Annotated in this window: 15 protein-coding genes; 2 read left to right on the plus strand and 13 right to left on the minus strand. The window is 63.7% G+C overall.

The window, feature by feature from the left end:
- Window positions 1–58 precede the first annotated feature (58 nt).
- A complete protein-coding gene (locus RCH91_RS05935) occupies window positions 59–1,333 on the minus strand; it encodes a YifB family Mg chelatase-like AAA ATPase (RefSeq protein WP_306533690.1) in 1,275 nt (424 codons plus the stop codon).
- A 3-nt stretch (window positions 1,334–1,336) separates the two neighbouring features.
- Window positions 1,337–2,284, minus strand: a complete 948-nt coding sequence (trxB, locus tag RCH91_RS05940) for a thioredoxin-disulfide reductase (RefSeq protein WP_306533691.1) — start codon at window positions 2,282–2,284, stop codon at window positions 1,337–1,339.
- 140 nt (window positions 2,285–2,424) lie between these two features.
- On the opposite strand from trxB, the gene RCH91_RS05945 reads away from it, so the two are divergent.
- Window positions 2,425–3,438: a cation diffusion facilitator family transporter gene (locus RCH91_RS05945; RefSeq protein WP_306533692.1), complete on the plus strand. Its 1,014-nt coding sequence runs from the start codon at window positions 2,425–2,427 to the stop codon at window positions 3,436–3,438.
- A 24-nt stretch (window positions 3,439–3,462) separates the two neighbouring features.
- Window positions 3,463–4,671, plus strand: coding sequence for a threonine ammonia-lyase (ilvA, locus tag RCH91_RS05950; protein ID WP_306533693.1), 1,209 nt, complete (start codon window positions 3,463–3,465; stop codon window positions 4,669–4,671).
- Here ilvA and RCH91_RS05955 read toward each other — a convergent pair.
- The 11 genes from RCH91_RS05955 to RCH91_RS06005 all read right to left on the minus strand — a co-directional run.
- Window positions 4,625–5,308 carry a TIGR04282 family arsenosugar biosynthesis glycosyltransferase gene (locus RCH91_RS05955; RefSeq protein ID WP_306533694.1) on the minus strand — a complete coding sequence of 228 codons (684 nt, stop codon included), beginning with the start codon at window positions 5,306–5,308 and terminating at the stop codon, window positions 4,625–4,627. The two genes, ilvA and RCH91_RS05955, sit on opposite strands and share 47 nt — an antisense overlap.
- A 131-nt stretch (window positions 5,309–5,439) precedes the next feature.
- Complete coding sequence (gene folE2 / locus RCH91_RS05960; RefSeq protein ID WP_306533695.1) at window positions 5,440–6,225, minus strand: GTP cyclohydrolase FolE2; 786 nt, start codon at window positions 6,223–6,225, stop codon at window positions 5,440–5,442.
- 18 nt (window positions 6,226–6,243) lie between these two features.
- Window positions 6,244–6,939: a 7-cyano-7-deazaguanine synthase QueC gene (gene queC, locus RCH91_RS05965; protein WP_306533696.1), complete on the minus strand. Its 696-nt coding sequence runs from the start codon at window positions 6,937–6,939 to the stop codon at window positions 6,244–6,246.
- 79 nt (window positions 6,940–7,018) lie between these two features.
- Window positions 7,019–8,209 carry a phosphatidylserine/phosphatidylglycerophosphate/cardiolipin synthase family protein gene (locus RCH91_RS05970; protein WP_306533697.1) on the minus strand — a complete coding sequence of 397 codons (1,191 nt, stop codon included), beginning with the start codon at window positions 8,207–8,209 and terminating at the stop codon, window positions 7,019–7,021.
- A gap of 136 nt (window positions 8,210–8,345) precedes the next feature.
- Entirely contained in the window at window positions 8,346–8,546 is a 201-nt protein-coding gene (locus RCH91_RS05975; protein ID WP_306533698.1) for a hypothetical protein, read from the minus strand.
- Between the two features lie 32 nt (window positions 8,547–8,578).
- Window positions 8,579–8,803, minus strand: coding sequence for a NifU family protein (locus RCH91_RS05980; protein ID WP_214185903.1), 225 nt, complete (start codon window positions 8,801–8,803; stop codon window positions 8,579–8,581).
- A 36-nt stretch (window positions 8,804–8,839) separates the two neighbouring features.
- Entirely contained in the window at window positions 8,840–10,246 is a 1,407-nt protein-coding gene (locus RCH91_RS05985) for an aspartate ammonia-lyase (protein WP_306533699.1), read from the minus strand.
- Between the two features lie 39 nt (window positions 10,247–10,285).
- Window positions 10,286–10,744 carry a ferritin family protein gene (locus RCH91_RS05990; RefSeq protein WP_306533700.1) on the minus strand — a complete coding sequence of 153 codons (459 nt, stop codon included), beginning with the start codon at window positions 10,742–10,744 and terminating at the stop codon, window positions 10,286–10,288.
- Window positions 10,745–10,753: 9 nt separating this feature from the next.
- On the minus strand, window positions 10,754–11,377 hold the full coding sequence (locus RCH91_RS05995) for an HAD family hydrolase (RefSeq protein WP_306533701.1): 624 nt from the start codon (window positions 11,375–11,377) through the stop codon (window positions 10,754–10,756).
- A 49-nt stretch (window positions 11,378–11,426) separates the two neighbouring features.
- Window positions 11,427–12,584, minus strand: coding sequence for a class I SAM-dependent methyltransferase (locus RCH91_RS06000; RefSeq protein ID WP_306533702.1), 1,158 nt, complete (start codon window positions 12,582–12,584; stop codon window positions 11,427–11,429).
- A gap of 65 nt (window positions 12,585–12,649) precedes the next feature.
- A partial coding sequence (locus tag RCH91_RS06005) for a bifunctional diguanylate cyclase/phosphodiesterase (RefSeq protein WP_306533703.1) occupies window positions 12,650–13,706 on the minus strand: 1,057 nt, incomplete at its 5' end.

Genomic DNA, 13,706 nt, shown 5'->3' on the forward strand with positions numbered 1-13,706 from the left:
TTGAACTGGATTTGGTGAGGTTACGACAGACTGAGGTTGGTAGACTGCATGTAGTCGCTCAAGCGCAAAGTTTGGCAGCGGAATGGATTGGGCTTACAGAAGAAGAACGCCGGCGGATTGTCCGAGTGTTGCTTGACCGTGTTGAAGTTGACCGAGAAAAGGATGGTGTTGACGGAAAAACACAGGCTATCCGGTTTGTTTTTGCATTTGATTTAAAAGAGTTTTTTGGCAACTTACCCCCTACGGATAATGGCAGTAGTAAAAAGGGGGCGCATCCACAGGGGTTCATGGCCGCCACAAGCATGAAGCGCGACGGATAGGTGAGGGACATGAGGGCGCGGGAGATGGAAACCCGCCCGTCCTCCAGGGGCTGGCGGAGAACTTCGAGGACGTGCTTCTTGAACTCGGGGAGCTCGTCCAGGAACAAAACTCCGTGATGGGCCATGGAAACCTCGCCAGGGCGGGGCGTGTTCCCTCCTCCTATCAATCCGATGTCCGAGATTGTGTGATGTGGGCTGCGAAACGGCCGGTGCGCCACGAGAGCGTTATCCCGGTCCAGAAGCCCCATAACGCTGTAAACCTTGGTGGTCTCGATAGCCTCTTCGAAGGACATCCGGGGGAGGATGGTTGGAATCCGGCGGGAAAGCATAGTCTTGCCGGAGCCCGGAGGACCGATCATGATGATGTTGTGGGATCCCGCCGCAGCCACCTCCAGTGCCCGCTTTGCGTGCTCCTGCCCCTTCACCTCGGCGAAGTCGTCACCGGTTTCACAACTCCGCTCGAAGAACGCTTCCACGTCGACCCGGTGGGGTGTGATCTCCCGCTCGCCGTTCAGGAACTCAACCACTTCGGCAAGCTCCGTAACGCCGATAACGTTGACTCCCTCGACCACCGCCCCCTCGGGTGCGTTCTCCTGGGGTACGATGATGCCGGCAAGACCCGCGGCCCGTGCCGCAACAGCCACGGGTAGGCAGCCGCGAACCGGCTTTACGCTGCCGTCCAGTGACAGTTCGCCGAGGAGAAGGTACTCCTTGAGCCGCTCACCCTTGACCACGCCGGTGGCAGCCAGGATGCCGATGGAAATGGGGAGGTCGAAGGCGGCCCCCTCTTTCTTCAGGTCGGCCGGGGCCAGATTTACGGTGATCTTGCGGGCGGGGAAATCGTAACCGGCGTTTTTCAGGGCTGACTTGACCCGGTCCTTGCTCTCTTTGACGGCGCCGTCAGGGAGGCCGACGGTGGCGAACTGGGGAAGCCCTTGGGCAATGTCCACCTCCACGTCGACGATGACCGCGTCAATACCCAGGAGAGCGCTGGAAAGGGCCTTGGCGAGCATGGGCTACTTCTGCATGTCCAGGTAACGCTCGGCGTCCAGGGCGGCCATGCAGCCGGTACCGGCGGAGGTGATGGCCTGGCGGTAGTGCTGGTCCTGGACGTCGCCGGCGGCAAAGACGCCGGGGATGCTGGTGGCGGTAAAGTTCCCCTCGCTGCCGCACTGGGTGCGGATGTAGCCTCCGTCCATCTCCAGCTGCCCCTCGAAGAGGAGCGTGTTGGGAGTGTGGCCGATGGCAATGAAGCAGCCATGGGCCTGAAGATCCTTGGTGGAGCCGCTGGTGTGGCGGATACGGATGCCGGTGACCCCTGACTCGTCCCCCAGAACCTCGTCCAGGACGTGGTTCCACTCGATGGTGACATTGCCGCCGCGGGTTTTGGCGATGAGTTTGTCGGCCAGGATCTTCTCGGAGCGGAGCTTGTCGCGCCGGTGAACGAGAGTAACGTGGCTGGCGATGTTGGAGAGGTAGAGGGCCTCCTCCACGGCGGTGTTGCCGCCGCCAATGACCGCCACGGCCTTTCCCCGGTAGAAGAAGCCGTCGCAGGTGGCGCAGGCGGAGACCCCTTTCCCCTTGAAGGCCTCCTCTGACGGAAGCCCCAGGTACCGGGCAGAGGCGCCGGTGGCGATGATGAGGGCATCGCAGGTGTATACGCCGCTGTCCCCCTCCAGGCGGAAGGGTCGCTCCCGGAGATCGGCCTTGTTGATGTGGTCAGAGATCATGGTGGCGTCGAAGCGCTCGGCGTGACGGCGCATCCGTTCCATGAGTTCGGGCCCCTGGACCCCGTCCGGGTCGCCGGGCCAGTTGTCCACCTCGGTCGTGGTCATGAGCTGTCCACCCTGCTGAAGGCCGGTGATGAGGGTTGGGCTCAGGTTGGCCCGGGCGGCGTAGACGGCGGCGGTATAACCGGCGGGGCCGGAGCCGAGAATAATGAGCCTGTGATGAGTCGCTTCCATATTAGAAACCTCCAAAAACGGTCGCGCTACGATATCAGCAACACTTCGGAAATGCAAGGGGGGAGCGGTTCTTTCCGTTTGACCGGCCAAAGGGGCATCTGGTACAGTGAACCCCTGCCGGGAAGGGAGACGGACTGACTATGCATGCCGAAACGCACCTAGACCAAAGCATCACCGGACGCTTCAAGTATGCCATCGCCCTGACAGCCCTGACCCTGGTGGCCGAGGTCGCGGGGGGGATCTGGACCAACTCCCTGGCCCTCCTGTCGGACGCGGCCCATGTCTTTCTCGATCTCTTCGCCCTGGTTCTCTCGCTGGCGGCCATCAAGCTCGCCGCCTACCCCGCCTCCGACACCCGCACCTTCGGCTGGCATCGGACAGAAGTCTTCGCCTCCTTCATCAACGGCGCCACGGTCTTTCTCATGGCCATCGGCATCTTCTACGAAGCCTGGGAGAGGCTGCGCCATCCGGTTGAGGTCAAAAGCCTCCCGATGCTGGCCATCGCTACAGTGGGCCTCGTCATGAACCTCATCGCCGCCTCGGCGCTCCACAGCCACTCCCACGACGACCTGAACGTCCACAGCGCCTTTCTCCATGTGATCGGCGACGCGGCCGCCTCTGTAGGGGTCATCATCGGTGGCGTCATCATGTACTACACCAACTGGTACCTTCTGGACGCCCTCATCTCCGTGGGGATCGGCTGCGTCATCTTCTGGGGATCGTGGCGGGTGATCCGGGAGTCGTCCCACATCCTGATGGAGGGGGTTCCCCGGGGGATGAGCACCCGATCGGTGGCCGACGCTATTCAGGAGGTGGAAGGGGTGAACACCGTCCACCACCTGAACATCTGGACCATCTGCTCCCACATCCTGGCCCTGTCGGCCCACGTGGACGTGAAACCCGACCACAAAGAGCGGCAGGCGGAGGTGCTCCGGCAGATCGAGGAGCTTCTCTTCGAGCGCTACCACATCTCCCACACCACCCTCCAGGCCGAGTGCACCCGGTGCGTGGAGGCGCCACCGGTCATCAAGGAGCTGCGCCACCGCCCCCGCCACGGCCAGCACCACGACCACCATCATGGCCACGGCCATGGGCACGGACACGACCACCACGGGCACGACCATGGCCACGGCGGCTGCAGCCATGACCACTAGATCATCCGACCAACCGGAGAACCGATGCTCCCCTACACCCTGATCCAGGAAGCGGCCGACCGCCTCAAAAAGCGGGTCCGGCGCACCGAACTGATCCACTCCCACCACTTCAGCGAGCGGTTCGGCTTCCCCCTTCTCTTCAAATGCGAGAACCTCCAGCGGACCGGTGCCTTCAAGATCCGGGGGGCACTCAACTTCATGACGTCCCAGCCCCGGGAGGCCCTGGCAAAAGGGGTCATCACCGCCTCTGCCGGAAACCACGCCCAGGGGGTCGCCTTTTCCGCCGACCTCCTGGGGGTGAAGGCCACCGTCTTCATGCCCGAGAGCACGCCGCCCCAGAAAGTGCAGGCCACCAGGGAGTACGGCGCCGAGGTGGTCCTCACCGGCAGAAACTTCGACGAGGCCTACGCTGCCGCCGTCCAGGCCCAGAAGGAGAGCGGCGCCCTCTTCGTCCACCCCTTCGACGACCACCTGGTCATGGCCGGCCAGGGGACCATCGGCCTGGAGATTCTGGAGGAACTCCCCGACGTCTCGGCCATCCTAGTCCCCATCGGTGGCGGCGGTCTCATCGCCGGCATCGCCACGGCGGTGAAGGAGACCCACCCCCACGTGCGGATCATCGGCATCGAATCCAGGGCAGCCCCCTCCATGCACTACTCCCTCAAGAAGGGGAAGATCATGGAGGCGCCCCTCACGGTAACCCTTGCCGACGGCATCGCCGTAAAGAAAGTGGGACGGAACACCTTCCCCATCGTGCGGGATTTGGTGGACGACGTGATTCTGGTGGAGGAGGAGGAGATCGCCTTGGCCATCGTGGGGCTCCTGGAGCGGACGAAGCTTCTGGTGGAGGGGGCGGGGGCCGTGACCCTGGCGGCCCTGCTGAACGGCAAGGCGGGAAAGCTGCCGGGAAAGACGGTCTGCGTATTATCCGGCGGGAACATCGACGTGAAGACCATCTCCACCGTGGTGGAGCGGGGCCTTGTGGCGGCGGGGCGCTACCTGAAGCTGCAGGTGGTGCTGGACGACGTCCCCGGCTCCCTGGCAAACCTGGCTGCGGGGGTCGCCGCCGTCCGGGCCAACATCTTCCTCATCAACCACGAGCGCCGCTCCATGGACCTCCCCCTCGGCAAGACCGAGGTCCTCCTGGAGCTGGAGACCCGGGGATACGAGCACATCCAGGAGATCATCAACCACCTGGGGCGGCAGGGCTACGAGGTGGATGTCGTAAAATGAACTCCCGCGTAAGCGGCGCGCCATTGGCGGGGTCCACGAGTTCCGGCCGGAGGAGGTCGGCGGCCGTGTCCACGTCGTGCCAGACCGGCAGGAGCGCAGTGGCGATCCCGGCCGCTGCGGCCCGGGACAGGGACCGCTCCAGCACTTTCCCCGTTGACCAGGGGATGCCTGTGAAGAGCTCGGGATGGAATCGCTTCATGGCCAGGAGGTAGTAGCCGCCATCCTCCGTCGGACCAAAGACGGCATCCACCCGCGGATCTCTCAGCAGACCATAGGCCCGGTCGATGAAGGCCGCCGGCAGATGGGGCGAATCGGTGCCGATGACCGCCGCAGCGTCGTACCCCAGGCCGAAGGTCCGGTCGAAGGCCGCCGCCAGCCGCGCCCCCAGCCCTTCTCCCTCCTGTGGATGACACTTCACCTCCCCCACCATTTCCGCAAAGAACTCAGGCGCCCCATCCCCTTGTTCATAAAAGATGATGCGGTCCAACCCCGCCAATATGCCGGTTTTAACGAGAGTATCCAGGAGCATGCGGCGATAGAGCTCGGCGGCCTCTTCGGGGGTGAACGGCGGGGTTAATCTCGTCTTTACACGCCCCGGAACCGGCCTTTTGGCGAAAACCAGGAGAGCGGTCCTCATGGTACGAACCCGCACGAAATAAGGTCTTGACAACGACAACCCCTAGCCTTATCCACACCTTCCGGCCTTTTCCACACAGTTATCCACATCGATTCAACAATCACCACCCGGCACGATGACAGATATTCCCATCATCGCCCCCGCTTGTCCCGCTCGATGGCGGCATAGGCAGAGTGCTTGTGGATCGACTCGAAATTCTCCGCCTCCACGGAAAACCAGGTGATGGCATCGTGGGCCAGAAGTTTCTCGGTCACCTCCCGGACGATATCCTCCACGAACTTTGGGTTCTCGTAGGCCCGCTCGGTGACGTACTGCTCGTCCACCCGCTTGAGCAGCGACCAGACCGGGCTCGACCCGCACTCCTCGATCATCGTCACCAGATCCTCGATCCAGATGAAGTCGGTGTACCGGAGCCGGACGGTGATGTGGCTCCGCTGGTTGTGGGCACCGTAGCGGGAGAGCTCCTTGCTGCAGGGGCAGAGGGACGTGACCGGGATCTGGACCCCCAGGACGAAGTCGAACTCCTCACCCAGGGTGCCGCTGAAGGTGCAGGTGTACTCCATGAGGCTCCGGGCGCCGGAGACCGGGGCCCGCTTTTCGATAAAATAGGGGAACTCAATCTCCAGGTGGGCCGACGAGGCCCCCAGCTTCTCCTTCATCTTCTGGAGGATCGGCTCCATCTTGTCCAGGGCGATATCCTCCCGGTAGGCGTTGAGAATCTCGATGAACCGGCTCATGTGGGTCCCCTTGAAGTGGTGGGGGAGATCCACGTACATGTTGATCCGGGCCACGGTCTGCTGGAACTTCCGGTTCTTGTCCATCACCACGATGGGGTAGGAGATGTCCTTAACCCCCACCTTGTTGATGGGAATCTTCCGGGTGTCGGGGGATTTCTGCATGTCGGGCATGGGGGTCATGAAAAACCTCTGGGTATTCTAAACGTCAGAATTCTTGCCGGCCACGTAAGCAACCGGATCATTCACCCCCGCCTCCGCAAATCCCTTGAGCCGCAGGCGGCAGGAGTCGCAGAGTCCGCAGGAGAGTCCCTCCGGGGTGGGGTCGTAGCAGGAGTGGGTCCGGCCGTAATCGACGCCAAGGGAAAGTCCCTTCCGGATGATCTCGGCCTTGGTGAGGCTGATGAGGGGGGTATGGATCGTGAACCGGCCGGCACCTTCCACCCCGGCCTTTGTGGCCAGGTTGGCCATGGCCTCGAAGGCGGCGATGTACTCGGGGCGGCAGTCGGGGTAGCCGGAGTAGTCCAGGGCATTGACGCCGATGAAGATGTCGAAGGCGCCGAGCACCTCGGCCCACCCCAAGGCAAAGGAGAGAAAGACCGTGTTGCGGGCCGGCACGTAGGTTACCGGGATGTCGCTCCCCACCCCTTCCTTGGGGACGGCAATGTCGCCGGTGAGGGCGCTCCCCCCTACCAAGCGGTAGTCGAACTCCACCACCAGATGGTCTACGGCCCCCATGGGGCGGGCGTTCCGCCTGGCCAGCTCCAGCTCCACGCTGTGGCGCTGGCCGTAGGAAAAACTCATGGCGTAGGGGTCATACCCTTCGGCCCGGGCAATGGCGAGACAGGTGGTTGAATCGAGCCCTCCGCTGTAGAGAACGACTGCTTTTTTCCCCATGACTTCCCCCAAAAAGAATGCGCCTTCCGGCGCGTGCATCAGTCGACGTATCCTACCCCATGCAAATACCTTCAGACAACTACAGAAACCAGCTCACTGAATTGCAGAGGCGCTCCATGAAGCGGACGCCCCAGCCACGGCGCTCGTGCTCCGCCAGGACGACGCGACGGGACCCCCCGAGATCGTCGGTGAACATCTCAGCCACCTGGCTGCCGAACTCGCGGCTCACGACGATGGTGTTGACTTCGTAGTTGCGGTGAAAACTGCGCTGGTCCAGGTTTGCGGAGCCCACCACCCCCCAGGTGTCGTCAATGAGCATCACCTTGGCATGGAGAACCGACCCCTGGCGCTCGTAGATCTCGACGCCGGCCCTGAGGAGCGGCGTGTAGTAGCCGCGGCTCACAAGCCGGACAATGGGAACATCGCTCTTGGCGGGAAGGATCAGCTGCACCCGCACCCCCCGCCGTACGGCCCGCAAGAGCGACCGGATCACCCGGGGCCCCGGCACGAAGTAGGGGTTCATGATCCGGATCGATTCACCCGCGCCGGCCATGGCGATGCGGAAGGCGTTGTGGATGAAGGAGCGGGCATGGTGGGGGCCGTCGCTCACGATCATCACCTCGGCGTCCCCCATGGCGGCCAGGGGGGCATGCTCCATAAACCAGGCAAGGGATGGACTCCCCTTCTCCTCCAGCCAGAACTCCCGGAAAAGATGCGAGAGGACGGTGACGGCCGGACCATCGATCCGGACCCCCAGATCCCGCCACCGTTCGGCGCTCACCCCGAAACCCGAATACTCGTCGCCGATGTTGACCCCCCCCGTGAAGGCGGTCTCGCCGTCGATGACCGCCACCTTGCGATGATCCCGCTTGTCGAACCAGGCAAGCCCCCGCCTGAAGGGAGGAGGGTTGAAGGCGAGACAGCGGACACCTCCGCGCTCCAGGCGCCGGAAATAGGCGGAGGGGGTATCGAAGCAGCCGATGTAATCGTAGATGAGGGAAACGTCGACACCGCGGGCGGAAGCGGCCAGGAGCGCCTCGGCGAATGCGGCGCCGGTAGCGTCGTCGCGGATGAGGTAGAACTCGGCGTGGATGTGGTGACGGGCCTCGGCAAAGGCCTCCAGCATGGCCGGAAAGAACTCACCCCCCGAATCGTAGAGCTTCACCCGGTTCCCCTGGGAATGGGATGCCTCGGCGTTTCTCCGGAAGACGCGGAGAAAGCGGGGGGCACGGTGGGTGCCGAATATCTTTTTTCGCCGCACGATGGACATGGCCCGAGCTCCTGCATCAAGGGTAGCGCAGGCGGGCGATGAGAGCAAGGGAGATGATGGAGGGGAGAAACCGAAGAGGCGCGAAGCTTCCCCCGCGCCTCCCGGCAGTCATCGTCACTATTCTGTTTTCAGTCTTTCAGTCTTCGTAGGCGACCACCCGGACAAGGCCGATGGTCTCACCCTTGTCGTCGGTGGTCGGCGAGTCGGAAACGGAGATGATCCGCTTCACGCCGTTGCCGGCCACGAATGCGTTGACCATGGCGTCCAGAGAGGAAAGCTCCTGCATGGTCTTGAGGGGACGGATCTCCATGCCAAACGTTTTGACCTTGTAGCCCATACCATCCTCCTTGAAAACGGTCCGTTGCGGGGTTATTGAACGGAAATCACTTCCTTAACGCCGGGGACCTTCTCCTTCAGGGTCCGCTCGATCCCCATCTTGAGGGTCATGGTGGACATGGGGCAGTGGCCGCAGGCCCCCACCAGCTTCACCTTCACCACGCCGTCCTCGGTCACTTCCACCAGTTCCACGTCGCCACCGTCCGCTTGGAGCGCGGGGCGCACCGTATCGAGAACCTTCTTCACGTCTTCCAGCATCGTTGTCTCCTCCTTGGGGTTGTGTGCGCTGCTTACTCAGTTATGCTTGCCTCCCGGAACCCCGGGACTCGTGAGGGGGAACGGGTCGAGGATTTCCGCGAGCTTCCCGGCCGACAGGAGCTGCCGCTCTTCCACGATCTCCCGGATGCTCCGGCCCGTGGCCGTCGACTCCTTGGCCACTTCGGCCGCGGCGGAGTAGCCGATGTAGGGGGCCAGCACCGTGGCGAGCCCCACCGACTGGTCCAGGTACCGGCGGCAGCGCTCCCGGTCTGCGGTGATGCCGGCGATGCACGAATCGGCCAGCTTCGGCACCGTGTTCTTCAGGATCTCCAGGCTGAAGAGGAGATTGAAGGCGATGACCGGCATCATCACGTTCAGCTCCAGCTGACCCGCCTGGGCCGCCAGGGTGATGACCGTGTCGGCCCCCATCACCTGGAAGGCCACCATGTTGGTTGCCTCGGCCATGCTCGGATTCACCTTCCCCGGCATGATGGATGAGCCGGGCTGGATCGCGGGCAGCGCGATCTCGGCGAACCCGGTCCGGGGGCCGGAAGAGAGAAGCCGCAGGTCGTTGGCGATGCGGCCCAGGTTCACGGCAAGCCCCTTGAGGGCGGATGAGAGGGCCACGAAGGGGTCCATGTTCTGCATCCGCTCCACCAGGTTCCCCCCTCGCACGAGGGGAAAGCCGGTCTCCCGGGCCAGCTCCGCCACCATCAGGTCGATATAGGCCGCCTCGGCGTTCATGCCGGTGCCGACGGCGGTGCCGCCGATGCCCAGTTCCCGAAGCCCCGGCAGGGCACCGTCGATCCCCGTCAGGTTCTTCTCCACCGCCACGGCCCATGCCTCGAACTCCTGGCCGAGCCGGATCGGCACCGCGTCCTGAAGGTGGGTCCGGCCGCTCTTGAGGATGGCGTCGAACTCCCGCCCCTTCCCCCGCAGGGCCGCCGCCAGCCCCTCCAGTCCCGGCCGGAGATCCTCCACGAGGGCCAGGGCCGCCAGCCGCATGGCCGTGGGAAAGACGTCGTTGGTGGACTGGGCCATGTTCACGTGGTCGTTGGGGTGGACCGGCGCGTAGGCGCCCCGCTCTCCCGCCAGCAGTTCGTTGGCCCGGTTGGCGAGGACCTCGTTCACGTTCATGTTGTGGGAGGTGCCTGCCCCGGCCTGGAAAGGGTCAACCACGAAGTGGGCGTCGAAGGCGCCGGCAAGGGCCTCGTCAGCGGCCCGGATGATGGCATCACCGAGCCGGGCATCGAGCCTCCCCGTGGCCATGTTGGCCTGGGCCGCACTCTTCTTGACAACGACTGTTGCCCGGACCAGCGCCGGGTGGGGCCGGAGCCCCGAAATGGGGAAGTTCGCCACGGCCCGGGCCGTCTGGGCACCGTAGTAAGCGTCGGCCGGTACCTTCACCTCGCCGATGGTATCCTTTTCGATCCGAACCGTCACTGTTCCGCCTTTCCCGATCCCTGGTCCCCGGTTACCGCTTTATTTCTTTATTTCGTTGTACTTCTCGGTGATCACCCGCAGGTGCTCGGTCTCCTCATCCCGCAGGGCCTTGAGCATCCCCTTGCCGTCGGCGTCGGAGGTCTTCGCCATGAGATCATCGAAGTAGGCGATTCCCTTCTTCTCGATCTCCATGGCGATCTCCAGGGCCTGGAGGTCGTCGGTGTCAAATCCAACCTGCTTCTCGCCGGAGTCAGCCGGGTCGAGGGCGATGGTGGAGCCGCCGTAGAAGACCCAGCGCCCCCCCTCGTGGAGTGACTGGTAGAGCTCGTTCAGCTTCAGGTAGTGCTGCTCCTCGGTCTTGGCGAGCCAGCGGAAGATCCGCTTCCCCTCGGGATTGAAGGTCTTCTGCTCGGCCTTGGTGTAGAAGTCGAAGGTCTCCTTTTCGATCTCCATGGCCCGCATGATGGCGTCGAGGGTCTCTTTGGTCTGTTCGTTCATCGGTGCTCCTTACGCTAAGGTGGTTTCTATGGTCAGCAGTTCGTCAACGGTCCGCGTGTGAAAGACCCGGCAGCCGAGCTCAAGCGGCAGCCGCAGGTCGATGTCGTAGCGGTCTCCCACGAAGAGACACTGGGGGGGCTCTTGTCCGATCTCCCGGAAGATTTCCTTGAGCACCTCCAGGTCAGGCTTGGGGCGCCAGGAATCTTCGATGGTGAAAACCCGCCGGAAGTACCCGGCAACGCCGAGGGCCCCCATGATCCGTGAAGCGAGGGGGCGGTTGTTGTTGGTGTAGATGTGGAGCTCGTACCGCTCGCCAAGCCTCCGCAGCAGCTCCACCACCCTCTCGTCCCGGCTGAGATACGGCTCCGGCACGATCTCTGCTGCAAAATGGCGGTGGAGCTCCTGCAGATCCCCCCCAAGCTCCAGGCAAGCGTGGCTCAGGGAAGCGGTCCAACCGGTCAGGGCGGCGATCTTCTCCTTGGTCTCCCGGACGAGCAGTTTCGCCTCCTCGGGGGATATTCCCCGGAGGGTGGCCAGATACCGCATGGCGGAGGCGTTTATCTCGCGTCCAACCCCGTCGCTCACGTACAGGGTGCCGTCCAGGTCAAAGACCAGTGCCCTGATCCCGCTCACGGTTTCCCCCTCCCCACACGGGTACAGTCTATCATCGGGAGAATCCCTGTCAAAAGAGCTTCCCCCAGTCGCGCATGCAGAGAAGCTGCGGGTTGTCGATCCCCTTGGCCTGGACGAGGACCTTGAAGGTGTCCCCCATGCCACCCTCGGGGAGGATGAGCTTCTTGAGGGAGAGACGGATCACAAGGCGCTCCTGCTCGCTCTTGGCGGCGGCCTCCAGGGCCATCATCTCTTCCATCATGCCGGTGGCCACCAGGAAGCGGTACTGCTCACCGTACCAGACCTTGCTGAGCCCCAGTTCCTCCCCCCGCGCGGCCAGGGTGGTGAAGTCCACGTGGGTGGTCATGTCCTGGAGGCCGACCCGAATGTAGGGATTTTCTTCGATGGTATGGCGGTAGTAGCAGAGGAGGGTGCCGTTCTGGCGCATGGGGCCGTAGAGTTCGGGGGCCAGGTAGCCGTAGTCGATGGTGAGGACGAAGCCCCGTTCGAGGGCGTTGGCGACCCCTTGGAGCCACCGGACGGCGTTCAGGTTGATCTCGGTGCGCTGCCCCACGGTGAGAGTGATGCCGAGGCAGGCCAGGTAGGCCTCCAACTCCGGCGTTGAGGGAAGGTCGAGGATTTCGGTGAACTGGTCCTCATCCGCAACCACAAAGGCCTCCCGCAGCCCCTCGGGGCGCATTTCGACGAGGTGGGTCGGAAAGGAATCGATCAGTTCGTTGGAATAGAGGCAGCCGGTGAACCGGAGCCGCCCCTCGGCCAGATCGGCCGGAGAGATCCAGGAAACCTTCGGCTGGTGGTGGGCAAGGAGCTCGCCCTGGACCGCGGCAAGACTCGGTTCGGCCTCTATGAGGGTAAGGCGGACCCGATCGTAGAACTCGCCGTTCAGCTCGCGGATGGTGTCAAGGACATCGATGGCCAGCTGGCCATGGCCGGCCCCCGCCTCCACGATGTCGAAGCTGGCCGGGCGCCCCATCTCTTCCCACATGCGGCAGATCTCCCGGGCGATGAGGCGGCCGAAGACCCGGTGAACGTTGATGCTGGTGTAGAAATCGCCCTCGGCCCCCACCTTGCGGCCGGGGGAGGTGTAGTAGCCGAGACCCGGCTCGTAGAGGCACGCGGCCATGAAGTCGACGAAGGGAATCCGCCCCTGCTTCCTGATACGATCGAGAATGATCCCCCTGAGCCTGCTGTCGTCCACCTGTCCCACACAAAACCTCCCGAAAAAGCTCAGTTATAGAGGATCGGGATGGTTTTGTCAATGCAGCGCGAGGGTCACACCACCCTGATCCGCTCCCGGGCTTCCACATGCACCGGGGCCAGGTCCAGGGCCTTTCCCTCGGTCAGCAGACGACCCAGGTCGGCGGCGGCCACGGGACGGCTGAAGAAGTACCCCTGCATCTCCTCGCACTGGTGCCGGCAGAGGAAGTCGATCTGCTCAAGGGTTTCCACCCCCTCGGCGATGGTCTTCATGCCGAGGCCGTGGGCCATGGTGATGATGGTCTTCACCAGGGTGGCGTCGTCGGGGTCGCGGGTCATGTCGCGGATGAACGACTGGTCGATCTTCAGGTTGGCGATGGGGAAGCGCTTCAGGTAACTGAGGGAGGAGTAGCCGGTGCCGAAGTCGTCGATGCTCAGGCCGACACCCAGTTCGTGCAGGCCGTGCAGCACGCGGATGCTGGTCTCGACGTCGCGCATCACGCCGCCTTCGTGGATCTCGATATCGAGCAGACAGGGCGCCACGTCGTGCGCACGCAGGCCCTCTCGAATGCGCGAGACGATGCCGGTGTCGGTCAGCGAGTGCACCGATAGGTTGATGCTCACCGGCAGGTTCAGGCCCTGGGTGGACAGCACCCGGATCTGCTGCAGCGCCGCGCCGATCACCCAGTTGTCCAGTTCGCGCATCAGCCCGCAGCCCTCGAGCACACCCAGGAAGTCGGCTGGGCCGACCCAACCCTTGTCTCGATGGTGCCAGCGGATGAGGGCTTCGGCGCCCGTCACGTGCATCCCGGCCAGCGATGCCTTGGGCTGCAGGAAGAGCGTGAACCCGCCGTTGGCCAGGGCTTCCTTGACCTCGCCTTCGAGTTGCGTCTTCGAACGCAGCGTCGCCTCGAGCGACGGCACGTACACCACGGGCGCGGCCGTCTTCATGCGCTCGGCCTCGCTCACCGCCATCGAGGCGCGCATGTGCAGCTCATCGGCGTTTTCCCCATGTTCGGGGCCTTTGGCGATGCCCGCGGCAATGCCCATGTCGAACAGCGTGCCCTTCAGCACCAGCGGCTGCTTCGCCGCGGCGAGGACGGCCGCGGTCCGGTCGGGGCTCTCGATACCC

It is taken from the genome of Geobacter sp. (assembly GCF_030834625.1).
Taxonomy (GTDB): domain Bacteria; phylum Desulfobacterota; class Desulfuromonadia; order Geobacterales; family Geobacteraceae; genus Geobacter.

What these genes read in the sequence shown, in the direction of transcription:
- folE2 (WP_306533695.1), bottom strand. Translation starts at nt 6,225, where the DNA reads ATGACCCCCATGCCCGACATGCAGAAATCCCCCGACACCCGGAAGATT.
- RCH91_RS05970 (WP_306533697.1), bottom strand. Translation starts at nt 8,209, where the DNA reads ATGTCCATCGTGCGGCGAAAAAAGATATTCGGCACCCACCGTGCCCCC.
- RCH91_RS05945 (WP_306533692.1), top strand. Translation starts at nt 2,425, where the DNA reads ATGCATGCCGAAACGCACCTAGACCAAAGCATCACCGGACGCTTCAAG.
- trxB (WP_306533691.1), bottom strand. Translation starts at nt 2,284, where the DNA reads ATGGAAGCGACTCATCACAGGCTCATTATTCTCGGCTCCGGCCCCGCC.
- ilvA (WP_306533693.1), top strand. Translation starts at nt 3,463, where the DNA reads ATGCTCCCCTACACCCTGATCCAGGAAGCGGCCGACCGCCTCAAAAAG.
- RCH91_RS05990 (WP_306533700.1), bottom strand. Translation starts at nt 10,744, where the DNA reads ATGAACGAACAGACCAAAGAGACCCTCGACGCCATCATGCGGGCCATG.
- queC (WP_306533696.1), bottom strand. Translation starts at nt 6,939, where the DNA reads ATGGGGAAAAAAGCAGTCGTTCTCTACAGCGGAGGGCTCGATTCAACC.
- RCH91_RS05980 (WP_214185903.1), bottom strand. Translation starts at nt 8,803, where the DNA reads ATGCTGGAAGACGTGAAGAAGGTTCTCGATACGGTGCGCCCCGCGCTC.
- RCH91_RS05955 (WP_306533694.1), bottom strand. Translation starts at nt 5,308, where the DNA reads ATGAGGACCGCTCTCCTGGTTTTCGCCAAAAGGCCGGTTCCGGGGCGT.
- RCH91_RS05975 (WP_306533698.1), bottom strand. Translation starts at nt 8,546, where the DNA reads ATGGGCTACAAGGTCAAAACGTTTGGCATGGAGATCCGTCCCCTCAAG.
- RCH91_RS05935 (WP_306533690.1), bottom strand. Translation starts at nt 1,333, where the DNA reads ATGCTCGCCAAGGCCCTTTCCAGCGCTCTCCTGGGTATTGACGCGGTC.